The organism is Alteromonas sp. BZK5 (genome assembly GCF_014349115.1).
GTDB lineage: Bacteria > Pseudomonadota > Gammaproteobacteria > Enterobacterales > Alteromonadaceae > Alteromonas > Alteromonas macleodii.
The window spans coordinates 1-18,116 of record NZ_JACSOE010000074.1 but is presented as its reverse complement, the minus strand read 5'-3'; the positions used below and the strand labels follow the sequence as shown (position 1 = coordinate 18,116).

Sequence of the window (18,116 nt, the reverse complement as noted above, 5' to 3'; positions counted from 1 at the left end):
CCGCCGCACTCAATCTGGCGGCAATGCTGTTCAGCCAGCGCAATGGGATTGAAAGCTCTGGGAAAAGGGCGTAATCCGGCTTAGGATTTAGCTTTAATACATCGTTAACCAATTTGGATATTTTCTGGTAACGCTCGCGGCTTAAATTCGGCTTATTGCATGCGGTAGCAGCCCAATCGCTGTCTTCGGTACGCAGGTTGGTTAATGCAACCACCACCTTGTCTTTACTGTCAGTGCCAATTTTCAGATACTTTTTGCGTCGCTTTGCTTTCTTATCGCTGGCGTCTTGTTCCACAGCCAGAAGAGTGGGTTTTATCCATACGCCACGCAAAACCTGGGTGTATTTAGCCCACATAACAGCTGGTCGATTAGGAGCGGCTTTACCAGATGCGAAAGGTAAACCCACACATTCAGGCGCTAATTCGGATATTTCGGATGGAGATAAAGGTCGAGTAGGAAAGATGTAGGGCAAGTAACTTTCGTTTTTTCTTCTTCCTTTCTCTACATGAATAAGCCTAGAAGATGTAGTAGAACTGAGAAATTCTTTTAAGGCATAAACGTCAATAAGACCAGAAGAGTCTAGCTTCCTCATAAGCAGGTTTTCTTTTCCACCTTTTCGCCTGCCAACAAGCTCTTTTGCAGATTTACTCTTAAGTATCTGTTTATACGGTTCTTTCGCTAGGTCAGCAAGAGCGACAAGTGGCGCCATTTTTTCAAAATCAGTTTCAGTGAAACTGATTTTAAGAAAATTCCTAAATGCTGTATTGCTTAAAATATTCTGTAAAAACAACTTCGCTAAACGTTTTCTTTTGAGCGGACGACGTTCAACCTGGAAAAGCTTGTCAGGATCGTAGTATCGGGTTGCGGCATCAATAAACAGCCAAGTTAAAGTACCTTTGATATAACCCCAAAGATCTTTTAGTACTTTAGCATCGCATCCGTTAATGCGAACCGTTTTACCTCTGCCAACTTCTGAAGCTAAGGTATCGATCGCTCGATAGGACTTCACCGCTATTTGCTCAGCCTGCTCCCACTCATTCATGCTGATTGCAAAGCCGAGTAGTCTTGGTAAGTAGTTAAAATGAGCAAAGAGATTGTCTGCTCGTAAGATATGGTTATGAGCAAACTGATAAAATTCCTCGCGCTGCTCCTTCCATTGATTTGGTGGCAGATCCCGAGCCATGGTTTCTACGTGGCGCAGCTGTAGTGACCATCCTAACCGACGAATAGTCAGGCCATCGGCCCGACGCAATGTATCTGCATTTTCGCCCACACTTCCTGCAGCGGATAGCACCTTGGCTGCCGTGGAGTGCTCTAATTGATCTGGCGATGGCATCAAACGGTGCTCGCTGGAAAGTTCATATATCTCCTTTTCGATACTGTCCAGTAGGTCAAGGCCTGCACGCCCTTGCAATACAAATAACTTTTGCTTGTCAGACTGAAGCGATATTCTGGTCTTGCCTTGGAATTCCGCCCCCTGATTAATCTCCCAAACCTTATCGTTCTTGGCGTTTTGTGAAATATAGCTTTCGCCTATTCTAGACTGAACCATGTTCATCAGATCTAAACTATTGGTGATCGTGCCCGTATCACGTAATACCAGAAACATATCATCTACATAGCGGCCATAGTGAATCGGCGCTAATTTTTCCTGAACAAGCTTGTCCCACCTGTGAAGTAAAGCATTGGAAATAACACGGCTGCACGTCAGGCCGATCACTAATCCTCCGTTTATCTTGGCTTTCTTGCCCCCAACGGATTGGCCGAATTTTTCAGCACCTACAGCCCAGGCAGATAGAACACTTGCGAGTTGTTCGGTAAAGGCCTTCTCTTCATCTGTCAGCTCAAGATCAAGTGCTTCAAGTAACGCTGTACCAGAAATCGCCATAGGGTCAATAAAGTGGTAGTAGCTCTTCAAATCGAGAGAAACCGCAATTACGTCGCGATCCTTTTCCAGCTCGTCACGAATGGCCTTTAAACCATCGCTTCGCCACTTTTGATATGGCTGAAAATAGGGCACAAATGATCCAATGGAACTGATGTGAAATGGCTTCTCATCGTCCTCTACGAATAGTTCATCGTTCCTGATTCGCTTTAGCCGTGCGCCATAGCAGCTGTCGTCGAGCTTGGCATCAAACTGGTGGCCAATCATATTGGTCCACAAGGCTGAAATGATATGGGTATCTACCGGAAAGTCACCCACAATTCTGAATTCAGGCGTTATAGCGTAATTCTTGAACAGACTTTCGACCGCCCGCTCTGGTTTGGAGAAATGCACATGACCATTTTCGCTGCAATCTGCCTTTCTATCAGTAGATAGCTTCTTAGGTAGTAATCGGAAATCTCCAAGCAGCTCTTCATCGCTTTTAAAGCCTGAATTACTCTTTAATCGGCTTAATAGGCAGTTTAAGTTGGTCAGCAGGTCTTGTTCGTATTCTGCAAACTTAATTGCAGTGGGGAAGGTGTTTTCGAAAAAACAGTCGGCTTTTGCTTTTCGGTATGCTACTAGGAGGTCCTCGACTCTTAGCTCATTCCATCCATCAAATTTTGCGTAATAACTCATTATTCAAATGCCTCAACAATTTTATCGCATTCCTTCACAACATATTCGGGCATTAGATCGAACAGCGATGGATCTAGCTGGAAGATGAACTCATTTTCAATATGGTATGTTTCATTAATAAATTTTCGGACAACTGAGTTATCTACAGTTTCTATGTCTCGCAGTATCCGAGTTAGTTGTAGTTTTTCATAGCCGTTTTGACTGGCATGATAGAGCGCTTTGATTTGATGCATATTCCGGCTAATCCGGACACCGGCACCGGTTTAATCCGGACGCCTGTTTTCCTCGCTTTTCTCTAACCCTATTTTTATCCTATCTGTCCGGATTGCGCCAGTTTTCTCATTGATTCTCCTCCCAACTCAATCCGATGACTGTTGTGGATCAGCCTGTCCAGCAAGGCATCTGCCACCGTGGCGTTGCCTATCATGTTGTACCATTCTTTAACCGGGAGCTGGCTTACCATGATGGTACTGGCTGTTTGATAACGATCCTCCAGTAACTCCAGCAGATGACCGGCTTGCTCCTGGCTCATCTTTTCCATTCCCCAGTCATCGATTACCAGCAGCTGTTTCTTTGATAAGGCCAGAAGCTGTTTTTGATAACTGCCATCCAGCCGTCCTGAACTCAGATCATCCAGTAAACGGCTAAGGCGGTAGTAACGAACGCTGTACGTCTGCTCACAGGCCTGGGTTGCCAATGCGCAGGCCACGTAAGTTTTACCGGCACCTGTTGGTCCGGTGATCAGGATATTCTGGTGCTTTAGCAGGTAGCTCCCGGTTAATAGTTCACTTATCTGAATGCGTTTTAGGCCCCGATCCTCTTTGTAGATAAGCTGATTAGGTGAGGCATCAATACGTAGCTTGGCTTGTCGTTTAAGGCGTTCGATCCTGGCCCGGCTTCGCCCCAGCACCTCGCTTTCAAGGCGCAGACTAAGCCGCTCCTCGAACGTTAACTCGGCGTAGGTGGAGAGTTGCTCCCGCTGCTGTTCAAGGCCCTTGGCGGCGTGACCAAGACGCAGGGTTCTTAGTTGTTCATTAAGCTGATTCATGTCGTTCTCCTAGTGGTAACTATTTGGGCCACGCACATTGCTGTGCTGGATATCCGGGGTGGTATGAGACTCGGAAGATAACTGGCCTTCCCGGTGGTTTTTAAGCAGGTTTCTGATAAAACGCAGATAGGGTTTATTCACCATCAGCGCATCTTTACAGGCCTGTTCCAGGCGCACATCGCCGTATTTTTTGGTGAGATTAAGCAGACCAAGACAACTACGGTACGCTTGCGCGGGGTGATCTTTGGCGCTGAGCTGAGTACTGACAACCTGCCGGGTAGCCGCCCCAACATTGCCACCCCAGTTCAGTAAGCGCTCCGGTGACCACTTCTGGTACTGATGGTTGCTGGGCATATGCTCCGTGTGAGTACTGAGGCCGTGCGCTTTCTGGCTGGCCGGATGTTGAGACACCAGGTTTCCCTGGTGGTAGATCTGGATTAGCCGCACGTTCGCCTCCAGTTCAACATGCTGGCCTACCAGTTGGTGAGGGACCGAGTAATAGTGTTGTCTGTATTCGATGTGATAGTCCGGCCCTACCTTGGCGCGTTTGCTTTCTGTATACAGATAGCGCTGAACCGGGAGAGGTTTCAGGGCGGGTTTATCCAGGCTGTCGAATAAGGCTTTACGGCTCGCGCCCAGTTGTTTCATCTCTCTTTGATTCAGATCGTCCATCAGCTCGCGGATCGCCAGATTTAATACATGGAAGGTATGGAATACGCGGTGGCGAAGACGCATCATGATCCAGCGTTCAACAATCAGTACCGCGTTTTCTGCCTTGGCTTTATCCTTCGGTTTATAAGGTCGCGTGGGCATCACCGCAGTGCCGTAATGATTCGCGAGTTTACGATAACTGTCGTTGAGTTTCGGCTCGTAACGATCCGTTTTGGTGACCGCGGCTTTAAGGTTATCCGGGATCAGAAGCGCTGGCACGCCTCCGAAGTGCGTGAAGGCGTTTGCGTGCGCTTCCAGCCAATGCTCCAGTTTTTGACTTGGGCAGGCTTCGACGTAGGTGTAATTGGATGCCCCCAACGTTGCAACGAAGATCTGCGCATAACGAACCTCTCCGGTATCAGGATTCACGACCGGGATTGTCGGGCCACAGTAGTCGATAAACAGCTTATCGCCGGCAGTGTGGATCTGACGCATACTCCGCTTTTGCATCTTATGCCATCGAAGGTAATGCTCACAGAACTGACTGTAACGGTAGGCTCTGTGCTGATGCTCGGCGACATATTCTTCCCACAGAAGCTGCTTGGTCATGCCTTTACGCTTAAGCTCGATAAAGCACTGGGCGAAATCAGGCATGACCTTATTTTGAGCCGCCGTTTTTTCCCGATACAGGGCCTGTGTTAACGCGGTATCGGAGCAGTTGTCGGTAAGTGGCCAGCGCAATGCGCTTTGTTCAAAGCGCGTCAGGATATCAGAGATGGTCGAGCGTCCTGCCTTCGTACAGGCGGCGATCTTTCTGACAGAAAAACCACATTCGAATTTAAGGCGCAAAATCTCTTTGATATTTGCCATAGATGTCCTCTTTTTTGTCATGCTCACGTCCTCGCTATAATTCAATCGATAACGAGGATTGTGACTAATTGATTTAAAAGAGAAAAGAGAGGGATTCCGGCATTCCGGACAGGGTTTCCGCCTAATCGGACAGTGATTCCGGAGTTAGCAGAAAACTGGCTGGTTTATCCCGGAATCGGTGTCCGGATTAAAACGGAAAGGGTGTCCGGATAATGCCGGAATCGATGTCCGGATTGCTCCGGTGTATGCAGGGGCTGCCACTATATCTGATATTCTCGGTAAATTCAGAACCCTGGATTGTGGCTGGCCGTTACCTGAGCATGCCTCCGATCAATGGCTACATCAGTCACTTTATCCTGACAGGAAAGCGGGCCGTATTAAACCTGATTATGGCCTGATGGATATTGAACTGCGGCGTAAAGGTGTAACTAAACTGCTGCTCTGGGAGGAATATCAGGCTAATTACCCTGATGCTTGCTATAGCTACAGCCAGTTTTGCGACAATTATCGTGAATGGAAATCCCAGCAAAAGCGCTCGATGCGATTTACGCATAAAGCAGGCGAGAAGCTATTTATCGACTTCTGTGGGCCGACATTACCGATTGTAAATCCCGGCACCGGAGAAGTGCGTAATGCCCAGGTCTTTGTTGCGGTACTGGGCGCGTCAAACTACACCTTTGCGATTGCCACAGAAAACCAGAAGCTCGAAAGCTGGCTGGAGGCGCATGTGGCTATGTTTGCCTTCTTCGGCGGCGTGCCGCAATTGCTGGTACCGGACAATCTCAAGTCAGCGGTCACCAGAGCCTGTCGATTTGAACCTCAGTTGAATACAGCTTACCAGTCATTAGCGAATCATTATGGCTGCGCCGTGATGCCTGCAAGACCTCTGAAGCCAAAAGATAAAGCGAAAGCAGAAAATGCCGTACTCATTGTGGAACGATGGATAATGGCAAAATTGCGGCATCAGGTCTTCCATACCTTATCAGGCCTTAATGTTGCTATTCGGGCGTTACTGCATGAACTGAATCAGAAACCATTCCAGCGATTACCGGGAAACCGACAAACCTTGTTTGAATCGCTGGATAAACCAGAGCTGGCCCCGTTACCCACAACACCATGGGAATACACTGAAATCCATATTGCCAGAGTCGGTATTGATTACCATGTCTTGTACAAAGACCATTTCTACTCAGTTCCTCACCTCTTTGTCGGCAAGTCAGTTGAAATACAGGCTTCTAAGCGGCTTATTCGGATTTACTACCAACGCGAGTGCATTGCACAACACATGCGTAGTGACCGAAAAGGTGGCTTTACCTGTGTTGATGAGCATATGCCTGCCAATCATCAGCATCAGAAATGGTCACCCGGAAGACTCAAGAACTGGGCAAAGCAGATCGGCCCTTCCACACTTGAAGTCACCGACGCCATTCTGCAAAGCAAACCACATCCAGAGCAAGGTTATCGGGCCTGCCTTGGGCTACTTAACCTTGCAAAGAAATACGGCGAAAGTCGCCTGGAACAAGCCTGTCGCCGGGCTATTGATATAGGTAATCCCTGTCGAGCCAGCGTGAAATCGCTGTTGCACACCCACCTTGATAATGCCCCGAAAGTGGATGACGTTGAAACGCCCAATCTCACTCATCACAACATCCGCGGCCCTAAATATTACAAATAAGGAACTCAAATGAACGATCTACTCATCCAACAATTACAGCAACTGCGCATGACAGGGATTGCGGATATGTTAAAACAGCAACGCGCTCAACCCAACACCTACTGTGAATTAGCCTTCGAGGAACGGTTGTCCCTGCTGGTTGACCATGAAATGAACCAAAGACGGACAAACCGCATCAACCGACTTCGTAAACAGGCACGACTCAGGTTAAATGCAACACCGGAAGAACTGTCATACGACAATGGCCGCGGATTACAAAAGCCAAGAATGGCCGATTTATTAAATGGCGGATATCTTAGTCATCATCAGAATATCATTGTTACCGGAGCCACAGGTGGCGGTAAAACCTATGTAGCTTGTGCGCTTGGTGAACAAGCGTGTCGCCAGGGAATACGTGTTGGTTACTGGCGATTACCACGATTAAACGAGCACTTACACATCGGCCACGCTGATGGCAGTTACACCAAGCAGCTAGCAACGATAGCGAAACAACAGCTACTGATCCTGGATGACTGGGGACTGGAAAAACTCACCGTCAAACAGGCAACAGACTTACTGGAGGTGGTAGAAGACAGGCACGACGTAAGTAGCACCATCATCTGTAGTCAGCTACCTGTAGAGCAATGGCATTCAATGATAAGTAACGGCACGGTTGCCGATGCGCTACTAGATCGCCTCATCCACAATGCTCACCGGATAACCCTCACTGGGGAGTCAATGAGAAAGCAACAAACCATGAGGTAAATACCTGTGGCAGACTGCGGTCTGCCACAACTACTGATCGGGCAAGCCATAATACCAGTGATCGGGTGTATCAGAATTGGGGTGATCGAGAGGCCGGAATTAGTGATCGGTAAATGCCTAATACGCAGTTGGGAGAGCACCGCCCTTACAAGGCGGGGGTCACTGGTTCAAGCCCAGTATCGTCCACCACTTTGTTTTAAGTGTTAGGTAGACAAAAGACTTGCGTAGCTAAAGAAAATAAGGGAAAACACCTTCTGCTCTTTACAAGCCCGCACCAAGTCACTGGATAAAGCCCAGTATCGTCCACCACTTCTGCTTTTAGCAAAATGTCTCTGAAAATGATTGGACGATTAGCTCAGTTGGGAGAGCACCGCCCTTACAAGGCGGGGGTCACTGGTTCAAGCCCAGTATCGTCCACCAATCATTTACCCTTAGATTCATATCACTATCTGATATATATGGACGATTAGCTCAGTTGGGAGAGCACCGCCCTTACAAGGCGGGGGTCACTGGTTCAAGCCCAGTATCGTCCACCACTTACTTTTATTTTTATCTATTTTATCCATAGTTATTTGCTGTACGCAGTTAAAAGCGGTGCGAGCACCTTCTACTCTTTACAACCCGCACCAAGTCACTTGTTCAAGCTCAGTATCGTCCACCACTTTATTGTTTTCGCGTAATATTTAATAAAAACTAAAGACAAACTGTTCAATTCAGCTAACTGTCATTCCCGAATGTTTTTATCGGGAATCTCCCGAAAAGTACGTTAAAAGCATCATTACGTTCAGGAGATACGGCAACAAGTGCGGTATGACAATACCTATATTTTCTTGAATACGACAAGCTGAACTAGAGTAAACTCTTATTAGAAGGTAAAAAGCTATTGCTCGAAAGTTATAGCTTATTCTTATGTACTAATTAAAAACTATTTATACCTTTAGCGATTTGAATACCTAATAAACTGAATCAACTGCTGTACTTGCTGATTATTAGGTACTAATTGATTAAGCTGATAAGCGTAATGTAACGCTTCATCAAACGATTTAAGCGAAATTAAAACACTCACTAACCCGTAAAGATAATCTGGATTGTTAGGCACTATTTGATGTGCTAAACCATAATCAGCTTTAGCTGCTTGAAGTTGCTGGTTTTCTTGTAATAAAACGGCCCTAGTATATAAATATCTAGGATTTCTAGCCTCATTAGCTACCGCTTTATCAAACAATGGTAAAGCTGCTTGTTTATTCTTTTGGCGCACTTTAGAAAGCGCTAACTGAAAATATAAATCTGCGGCTTTATTATTAACTTCTAGCCCTTGTTTTAGTATTTTTTCTACTTTGAATTCATCGCCTTGTTGTCGATAAACTTCAGCTAAATAAACATAAGCAGGCATAAAAATATCTTCTACTTTTATCGCAGTTAATAAAGCTTCTTCAGCTTGTTTAAAGTCTCTTTTCAAAGCATACACTTGTCCAATATTTACGTGGGCGGTCGCTCTATCAGCTTGATACAATTGTCCTTCAATGTATTCTGCAACCGCTTTTTCTAACTGTTGCCGTTTTTCTCCAACAAATGTCGGATCAGCCAGGTTTTCCACCAACTGGCGCCCTGCCGCCATTCTGACAGGCTTTTCTTGATGTGTAAGTAAAGGGATAAGCTTTAGTGAGCGATTGATTAAACTTAATTGCCCTGATGCTCTAATCGCAGCGAGTACCAACATAATATCGCTACTATTAAGCTGCTTACTAATAAAGCCAATAAGTTCTCTATTATTTCTAGCACCAAATATACGTGAAACAGCCGAAGCCCTAATAAGTTCAGGGTTTGTCGGGACATTGGCAATAGCCATTAATGCAGGTATAGCGGTAAAGTCGCCGCTATCAGCTAAAGCAAAGGCATGAGCGTAGCCTTTTTCTTTCTGATATGTTGAATTAGGAAACCACTTTGTTAACTGTTTGGCATGTTGGTCATTGGCTATATCACTATGACAAGACTGGCAAGCATTTGGCACACCAAGCGTGACACTTAAATCAGGACGCGGAACTTTAAACGAATGGTCACGACGATCATCAACTTCCATATAAGTGGTTTCAGGCATATGGCAATTAACACATTGTGAACCAGCTGAATTAGCAAGGTGTTGGTGATGTGATCTAATATCGTACTGCTCTGCACTATGACATTGGGTACAGGTGGCGTTACCTTCATGTTTAAGCTTTAAAGTATGCGGATCATGGCAATTAGTACAAGTAACACCATTTTGATACATTTTACTTTGCTTGAACGAACCATATACATATACTTCATCAAAAATTTGCCCGTCAGGGTAATATAAAGGCGTATTTACTAATGACGATTGATATTGCTGATGATATGGCACTGATTCAGTGTGATCTGACAGTTGTGATCTTCGGCTATGACACTGAGCACATACTTCCACTTGCTGTGTTTTTTTCACTCGCGTTGTTGGAAATAGCTTACCTAAGTCATTAGTAGCAAATGCGGGTACTTTTGTTGAAATATCTTGGCTAAAGCCAAATTTATTTTTATTACTGTCAGGATTTTTTATTTTACTATCAGGATTTTTTACCCACGTTAAATGTTGCTCACTTCCCTGATGACAAGCGGAACAACTAACATTAATGATGTCATAACTCGACTGATATGAAAGTGTTTCTAAATCAAAGCCTTTCTTAAAGTTTGTACTGTGGCAATCGGCGCAGTTTTGATTCCAGTTTTGCCCCATTTGCGTCCAATGAAATTCATCTTCAGCATTAAGTTCAGGATAAAGGTTAAACCACCTTTGTCCACCTTCAGCTTTTGAGCGACTGTCCCAAGCGTAAGGAATAAATTGATACTTTCCTGCTCCATCACTAAACATATATTGTTGTAGCGGGTAATAACCAAAAGTATAAAGTAACTCTTTAGTTACTGGGCTTCCATCTACTCCAGGCATAGTTATTAAATACTTGTCGTCTTGAATCAGTAGCTTTATTTCTTCATCGTTTAGCTTAACCTTGCCTAAAGTAAAATCTCCCAAATTAGAGTCCGATGATACTTCAGCCATAGAGTGAAAATGGTGTGAGCTTTTCCAAGCTAGTGTTTGAGTTTGATGACAAGAAGCACAGCTTAAGTCTTTGTTAGCTTCACTTTTAAAACTAACAAATAATGAAAAGACAAAGAAACACCAAATTAAAGCCATTGATGTTTTAAACCGAATTAGCAAAGTTATCCCTTAAAATTAATAAATTAAAACAAAACTTAAAGAAGTTTTTTAGCTATTACGCAAGATAAAATAAATTTATTGCCCAGTGCTCTTAAACACCCGATACACAAATAATGTGATTAACTACATGGTTGTAATGCTAACCATTTACAAAGCAAAGCTTATCAATCTATAAATTATTAATTCTACACAACTTAGCCTAAGCTTGTTGGAATAACTTTACACCTTGCTCATTAAGAGTCACTTTTAAGCGACCCGCTTTAACCAATATTTGCAAACTAGCTAATGCTTCACCAAATGCAAATAAGTCATTACCTGAGTCAACTTCACAGTTAAATAACACTTGATAAGTTTCATTAACTTGTTTGGGTTCTTTACAATGCAGATAAAGCTGTTCAAGCTTTTCTTTATGCCCATAAACTATTTTATTTAATCGGCTAACACCACCATAAAAAGCTAAACCATGTGCTGGCAAAATCAAGGTTTCATCTGTAATCACTGTTGATATGTGCTGTGCTGAATCAAAATATAATTGCATAGGGTTAGCATCAGGCGCATCAGGCCAAATACTGATATTTGGCGTGATACTCGGTAATATTTGATCACCAGCAATAAGAATATCTAATTCCTGACAATAAAAACATGCATGCTCCGACGCATGGCCATAGCCCATCACTATTCGCCATTGATGATTACCTAAAGTAACTATTTGCTCATCTTGTAATACCTGACAAGGTGAGTCTACAGGGTAAATAATACTGCGAAAGGTATCAATATTCCTAAAATAAGCCTTTACTTGTTTTTGTCCTTCACCGTATCCAGTATAAAACTCATTGAGCTGATCTCTTGGTACACTTGGCTCACAAGAAAATAACATTTGATAATATTTGTAATCAGGCATTGAAATACTAAAACTAGGCTTGTGCTCTAGCTCTTCAAGTAGCCAACCCACTAAGCCAATATGATCAGGGTGACCATGAGTACAAATAATGCGAGTGATTGGTTTACCTTTTAACTGGTTATTTATTACCGCAAGCCACTGCTCTTTGGCTTTTGATGTATTCGGGCCAGTATCAATTACCACCCAACCATCAGCTTCTTCTATTAGCCAAATATTTATATGATCAAGTGCAAATGGCATACTAATGCGCAGCCAATATAAGTTATTACCTACATGCAACAGGTGTTGAGGTTCGGGGGCTTTTTCTTTGAAATTCTTTAACATTTTATACTTTCCAAAAATAGACGAGCGAAAAAAAGGCGATAGTAAGGTAACAATGTCACCTTACTTTCGCCTTAACTTGCGAGCAATTATTCGAGTTTAATTTAGAAGTTAAAACCTACTTCGAAGTTAATACGACGTTTACTTTGATGAACACCATTAGAATATGCACCTGCAATTAATGGGATCTTAGTTAGGTAAACTTCATAGTCTTCATCTAACAAGTTGTTTACAGTAAATGCAGCATGCCAATTGCTGTCTGCTGGTGTTAGTGTGACGCGATAGTCAACTAAAGCGTAGCCATCCTGAGTAAGGTTTACTTCATTATCTGAATCGACCGTATGTTTAGACTTATAGCTAACACTTAACATATTAACTAATTCATAATCACCAAACACTTCTGCAATATGCTCCACAGCTACAACCGCAGTAAACTCAGGCACCCAAGCAAGGCTATCACCAGACCAGTCACACTTGCCATCTGCGCCCTGCTCACCTCTATAAACTTCAGTTAAGCTACACGCTGCACCTTGGAATTCATCGTAGTAAAAATCTAAGTATTCCGCATTTGCAGTAATTTTTAGATCATCTGTTGCTTGCCAGATAAACTCTACATCAACACCTTTTTGAATTGATTTACCTGCATTACCTACGTTAAATCCAATAGAACCATTGAAAATCGACGTTTGTAGGTTGTCGTAAACACCATAAAAGGCTGCAACATTCAAGCGAACTGTTTCCCAGTCTGACTTAAAGCCCACTTCCCACGCTGATACACTTTCATCTTCAAATTCAGTATCTTCTGGCGTACCCGCTGAAGGTCCAGGTGATGTGCCAAGAGGGCTCGCTGTAACTGGGCCTTCATAAAGCGTATCAAAACCACCCGCTTTAGCACCATCGGCGTAATTTACATAACCCATAAAGTCATCAGAGAAATGATAACTAGCACTTGCTTGTAACATTAAGTGATCTTCTTCGCGTACCATATCTTGAAATTCATGCGGAGCACCCACAGACTTTAAAACCCCCCAATAACTAAACAATGCAGGCGTTAAACCAGCAAATGGGTGACCTTCAGGGTATGGCGCTTCATCGTACGTAGAACCATCAATATCAAGTAATCTTAAACCTTGTGTTGCAGTTTTAGTAATATCGGTATAACGAACACCAAGCGTTAAACTCAATTTATCTGTTGGATTGTAGTCAAATTGCGTAAATATCGCTTGCTGTTCAGTATTCTGCCTTAAATAGTTTGAACGAGAAAATGAACCAAACTCTAATGGGCTACCAATTAATGTGCTTACATAAGGCATATAAAAGTCAACATCAAAACCTGTATTAAAATCTGCATCTTGATAATAAAGGCCTGCCATAATGTTTAATTGGTCGTTTATTTCAGTATCTAAACGCAATTCTTGAGAAAACTGACTGTAATCTTCAGGTGTATTTGTCGACATAAAGTTTGCCGGTGTCATATCAACATCAAGCGTATGATAATAATCATAATTACTGTCAGCAGTAATTGACGTTAATGTCATGTCGTCGTTAATGTTCCAAACCACTTCCAACATGGTTTCGTCACTGTCGTTATAGTTACCCGACGGACCATTGTTAAAAATACTATCGTCATTACCCGTATTTAAATCACCTGTGCCAATACCAAACGGAGCTAATGGCGAATTAGGGTTTGGTGTAAAATCAGGGTTTACATGCGCATAAATAGCTAACGATTCACCATGTTTTTCAAAATCTGCTTGTTCATGACGAAGGTAAATACTCCATTCATCACTCGGCTCCCATACCGCACTGACACGAAACGCTGAATCTTCATAAGAGTTTTCAACTTTACCCGTATAATGGTTAAATGCCGCACCACCACTTTGGTCACGCCATTTACCCGCAACGCGAACAGCAAATTCGTCTGTTACTGGTATATTTACACCGCCTAAAATTTGTGACTCTTCATATTCTGTTTCATATTTAACGGTAAAGTTACCATTTAGTTCATCACCAACTTCAGGACGCTTAGTAGCCATGCTTAACGCACCACCAACTGAGCTGTTACCGTAAAGTGACACTTGTGGGCCCTTTAATACCTCCACACGCTCCATATCGAAGAAACCTGAACGCAGTTGATTCATACGACCACGGTATACACCGTCTACATATGTTCCTACAGACTGTTCAAATGACTGGTTATCACCTGATGAAACACCACGAAGTGATAAACGTGAATGGTTAGCTAGTTCTGGCTGTTCAAGACCTGGAACAAACTTAGTAAGGTCGTTAACACTGTGTACGCCCATGCCTTCCATATGTTCGCCTGTTACCGCGTTAACACTTGAAGGTACTGTTTGAACTGACTCTACTCTTTTACGAGCTGTTACTTGGATGACTTCTAAGCCAGATTTCTCTTTGGCTTTTTCAGCCTGCTCACCAGCAGCTTCTTCTGCGTACAAGCTGCCTGAAAATAAGAATGAAACCCCGATAGCCGCCGCTAAGCGACTTTTTACAAAAACATTGTTGGTTCTCATAACTTTCCCCGATTGTTAATTTCACTTAAATTTATTGTTATCTTTTATCAATAGTAGAGTCCTTTATGCGAAATTCAGGTCATATTCTGCTATTTAATTGTCTTAAATATAGCTAACGTTTTAAAATTTGATAGAAAAGTAACTAAGTTTTGTAGGCTCATATCCAAAACGACATTCAAGCTAGACCGTTATACATTTGGGGCTTTGATAAGTTTCTTTAGAATCGTTCAATGCTTTATCAAGTAGGTAAAAAGACGTCAAATTAAGCAAAAATAAATTTATAATAAACCAAGTTCTCGTGCTTTTGAGGTAGCTTGATTTCTTCTTTTAACCCCTAATTTTGAAAATAAATTGCTTAAATGCCACTTAACTGTACTTTCTGACAAGCTTAGTAACGCACTAATTTTGCTATTAGTATGGCCTTTATTAATGAGGTGCAATAACTCTTCTTCTCGCTTGGTAAGTGGTTCAATTAGCCTATTATTTACTTCTTCGTATTGCGCCGCGTTAGCTTCAATACCAAAAGCGGCTAATAAAGATGCTATATAAAGTGCTAGTTTAGAGTTATAGTCATCTAAGGTTTGGTATAACTCTTTTAATAGCTCGCTAATCACTTCGCCTTCATCAACAAACGTCCGAACAAACCCTTCATTTTGGCCTTGAGCTACTAATTTAGTTAGCAGCCTTAATGCTTGTCTATGTTCATTGCTCTGCTTTAACGCAACTACTTTTAAAACTTCTAATTTTAATATGCGATAATGGCGATTAGGTTGCGACTGCTCGATTGCATCAGCTATTTGCTTTAACGCTTTCTTGTATTGCTGGTTTGCTAACAAAAGTCGAATGCTGGTAATAGTATCAGCCTCATTGTCTGCAGCGATTGAGCACTGCGCTTTTTTAACCACTAAATTTTCGCTACTAATACGTTCAGCAATGTCGTTTGCTAATATGACCTCACCATTATTAAGGTGGATCCTCACCAGCTCCCACCGCGCAATAGCCGAAAGTCGAGGTAAATGATCGGAATAACCTATCTGTTCAAGTGTCTCAATTACTTTAATAGCATCATTAGTATTATTTTTTGCCAAATGAATTCGCGCCAAGCATAAATAACTTACTGCTAACCATTCTGGTAACGCAAACTGCCTAATTAACGAGAGGTTTCTTGTAAGAATAGTTTCGCAGTCATCTAACTTATTCGTTTCATATAGTAAACTTGTATACGCTGGAAGTACGCCATAAGCATTTGCTGACTCAATAAAGTCTTGCTGATAAAAATCTCTAAGCCCTTGCTCAGCTACTGCGAGTGCTCTTTTAAGTTTTCCTTGCAATAATAGAGCAAAAGCTTGAACGGCATGAGCATAAGTTACGGTAAAAAAAACATTATCTGATGATTTGTTTTTACCCATAAATTGCGTTAACGCCAACGCATTCATACCATCAATTCTTGCATCTTCAAATTTTGCTTGGCTTAAATGGATGTACGCTTGAATATTATAAAAACCAATTCTAACCAATGAATGGTTACTAGGTTGATTATCAGCCAACAATGCTTGTACTACGTTTAGCGTCTCATCATTATTGTCAGACATTATGCTAAACGATATTTTTAAAGACGTAAAAATACGCTGCTGCTCTTTAGTTAACTTATTAGCCTTTTGCCACTCACTAATTTGAGAAATATCCTTCTCAACCAATAATGTGCGTTTATAAAATAAATCAGCCCATGTTTTTGCTAAATACAAATTAATATGTTGATTTAATAACTCAGAAGAAATGCTATTTGTCCAATCAGCTAATGTATTAAACTGCGCTTTTCTTAACATAGGTAGAGCAAAGTCATCCATCATTTGAGCGGCAAGTTCATTGGCATTACCAGCTATAGCATGCTCTATTGCTAATCTTGGCCTGTTATTTTCTTTAAACCACTTTGCCGCTTTAACGTGCAATGGCTCTACCTGTTCTGCATAATCTCGTTTTAATAGTTTAATTAAAAAGCTTGCAAACAATTGGTGATAACTTAACCAAGATTGTTGTTGATTGGTTGACTCAATCAATATCGACTCTTCAAGATCTTCATTTAGCATTGTCGCTGCTCTTCCAGCGGAAAAAGTGTCAGCTAATAAATGCTGGCAAAGTGGCAAATTAAACTCTGACAGAATTGATGTCTTTACTAAAAACTCTTGTTGTTCAGCAGATTTGTGGTTAAAAATGTTTTCAATTAAATAATCATCAAACAGCTCACTGGTAACTTTTCCGTCTACCGTCAGTTGACTAAGTTGCTCTGGTTGTTTGATCAAAAAAGTAGACAGCTTTAATGCTGCAGGCCAGCCATCGGTTAATTCATATAATTTGCATATTTGTTCTTCATTTAGTTGAATATCACCAAAACGAGAAAAATATACTTTAGTTTGCTCAAAGCTAAATTTTAGCTCCGATGTTGAAACCTCTATTAAGTTATCTGCTATTTTCAATTTTGACAAAGCAAGCTTTGGCGCAGTGCGAGAAGCAATAATAATTTGCTGATGACTTTTTAAATGATTAAGGGCGTCACTTAAAATACTTAACGTTGACGGTTCTGTTATTACGTCAAAATTATCAAGAAAAAGATAAAAAGGCTGTTCATTATCAGCAATAGCCGACAACAATACATTTAAGTCGTCAGTATTATGTGGGTTTTCTTTTGTAGCTACTTTACTCGAGCCCGATACTGATGCATTACTAGCTTCACTAACCACTTGCAATAAACGTGATATATCATTGTCAGCTTTTTCTAAATTAATCCAAATTGTGCGGGCTTTTTTTGCTTGTAACCAAGCAAGGTATTGTAAAAGTAAGGTTGTTTTACCATAACCAGCAAGCCCTTGCACTATCGCTACATTACGTAACGGTTTTGCAGTTAAATGCTGAACTAATTCTGTCTGCTCTATTAAATGTTTGGTAATTACTTTAGGAGTAAATTTAGCTGCAGAAATTTGCACAAAGCGCCCTATTATTCATAATTAGTAATGTAGATGCGTCAAAGTAATACGCATATGCTAGCCCTACATTATTGATATTATTATACATTGTAGTTCTTTTTTTAATGAACAGAAACATAGTATAAAGTAATTTTCTAACGAGTATTTTATGTTTACTAGATATAGCCCGCACAGACCATTTTTTTGCTTGTTAAGACCAGCATGCCCTAATCAAAACATCTATAGTTAAAAACTAGGATAGTTTTAATCGGCTATTAATACGCTTTTTAGCTTGATAGAAATATTATAAATGTAGTTTAAATAAAATTCATAAAAACAAGCATATTCAAACTATTGAATAAACTTTTGCTCTATTAACGGACAATTATTTTGAAAATTATTACATCATTAAAAATACTTGCTAGCAGTGCTTTGTTACTCTGTTTAACGACTCCTGTACATGCAACAGAAGATCCTTCACGCCCTAATGTATTAGCGATATGGGGAGATGATATAGGCATGGACCCGAATTCAACTGCGAAGTGCGACACTCGTCAATATCAAGCAGCCAATGCCATTTCTTTAAATACAATCGCTGGCTGCTTGAAGCCTAAACACTTTCT

The 18,116-nt window shown here is 41.8% G+C and carries 9 protein-coding genes, 2 tRNA genes and 1 pseudogene; 5 read left to right on the top strand and 7 right to left on the bottom strand.

Features of this window, described 5'->3' with window-relative positions; translation table 11 throughout:
• From BIZ39_RS16920 to istA (BIZ39_RS16910), 3 genes are all read right to left on the bottom strand, one after another.
• Window positions 1-2,563 (bottom strand): hypothetical protein (locus BIZ39_RS16920; protein WP_187447538.1); only part of this gene is annotated, 2,563 nt, incomplete at its 3' end.
• A 307-nt stretch (window positions 2,564-2,870) separates the two neighbouring features.
• Window positions 2,871-3,611, bottom strand: a complete 741-nt coding sequence (gene istB, locus BIZ39_RS16915) for an IS21-like element helper ATPase IstB (protein ID WP_187447537.1) — start codon at window positions 3,609-3,611, stop codon at window positions 2,871-2,873.
• A 9-nt stretch (window positions 3,612-3,620) separates the two neighbouring features.
• Window positions 3,621-5,153 carry an IS21 family transposase gene (gene istA / locus BIZ39_RS16910; protein WP_187447536.1) on the bottom strand — a complete coding sequence of 511 codons (1,533 nt, stop codon included), beginning with the start codon at window positions 5,151-5,153 and terminating at the stop codon, window positions 3,621-3,623.
• A gap of 157 nt (window positions 5,154-5,310) precedes the next feature.
• Here istA (BIZ39_RS16910) and istA (BIZ39_RS16905) point away from each other — a divergent pair, with 157 nt between their 5' ends.
• The 4 genes from istA (BIZ39_RS16905) (at window position 5,311) to BIZ39_RS16890 (ending at window position 8,087) form a co-directional block, all read left to right on the top strand.
• Window positions 5,311-6,807 carry an IS21 family transposase gene (gene istA, locus BIZ39_RS16905; protein ID WP_187447535.1) on the top strand — a complete coding sequence of 499 codons (1,497 nt, stop codon included), beginning with the start codon at window positions 5,311-5,313 and terminating at the stop codon, window positions 6,805-6,807.
• Window positions 6,808-6,816: 9 nt separating this feature from the next.
• Window positions 6,817-7,551, top strand: coding sequence for an IS21-like element helper ATPase IstB (gene istB, locus BIZ39_RS16900; RefSeq protein WP_187447534.1), 735 nt, complete (start codon window positions 6,817-6,819; stop codon window positions 7,549-7,551).
• A 344-nt stretch (window positions 7,552-7,895) separates the two neighbouring features.
• Window positions 7,896-7,971, top strand: a tRNA-Val gene (locus BIZ39_RS16895).
• 40 nt (window positions 7,972-8,011) lie between these two features.
• Window positions 8,012-8,087, top strand: a tRNA-Val gene (locus tag BIZ39_RS16890).
• Window positions 8,088-8,488: 401 nt separating this feature from the next.
• On the opposite strand, the gene BIZ39_RS16885 is transcribed toward BIZ39_RS16890, so the two are convergent.
• The 4 genes from BIZ39_RS16885 to BIZ39_RS22550 all read right to left on the bottom strand — a co-directional run bounded on the left by BIZ39_RS16885 (window position 8,489) and on the right by BIZ39_RS22550 (window position 17,514).
• Complete coding sequence (locus BIZ39_RS16885) at window positions 8,489-10,777, bottom strand: multiheme c-type cytochrome (RefSeq protein WP_187447533.1); 2,289 nt, start codon at window positions 10,775-10,777, stop codon at window positions 8,489-8,491.
• A 199-nt stretch (window positions 10,778-10,976) separates the two neighbouring features.
• The gene (locus BIZ39_RS16880) at window positions 10,977-12,002 is read right to left on the bottom strand and encodes an MBL fold metallo-hydrolase (RefSeq protein ID WP_024017274.1); all 1,026 of its coding nucleotides are present in this window, start codon (window positions 12,000-12,002) and stop codon (window positions 10,977-10,979) included.
• A gap of 101 nt (window positions 12,003-12,103) precedes the next feature.
• Window positions 12,104-14,533 carry a TonB-dependent receptor gene (locus BIZ39_RS16875; protein WP_187447532.1) on the bottom strand — a complete coding sequence of 810 codons (2,430 nt, stop codon included), beginning with the start codon at window positions 14,531-14,533 and terminating at the stop codon, window positions 12,104-12,106.
• A 278-nt stretch (window positions 14,534-14,811) separates the two neighbouring features.
• Complete coding sequence (locus BIZ39_RS22550) at window positions 14,812-17,514, bottom strand: LuxR C-terminal-related transcriptional regulator (protein WP_024017276.1); 2,703 nt, start codon at window positions 17,512-17,514, stop codon at window positions 14,812-14,814.
• A 369-nt stretch (window positions 17,515-17,883) separates the two neighbouring features.
• Here BIZ39_RS22550 and BIZ39_RS22045 point away from each other — a divergent pair.
• A pseudogene (locus BIZ39_RS22045) lies at window positions 17,884-18,116 on the top strand (hypothetical protein); the annotation flags it as partial.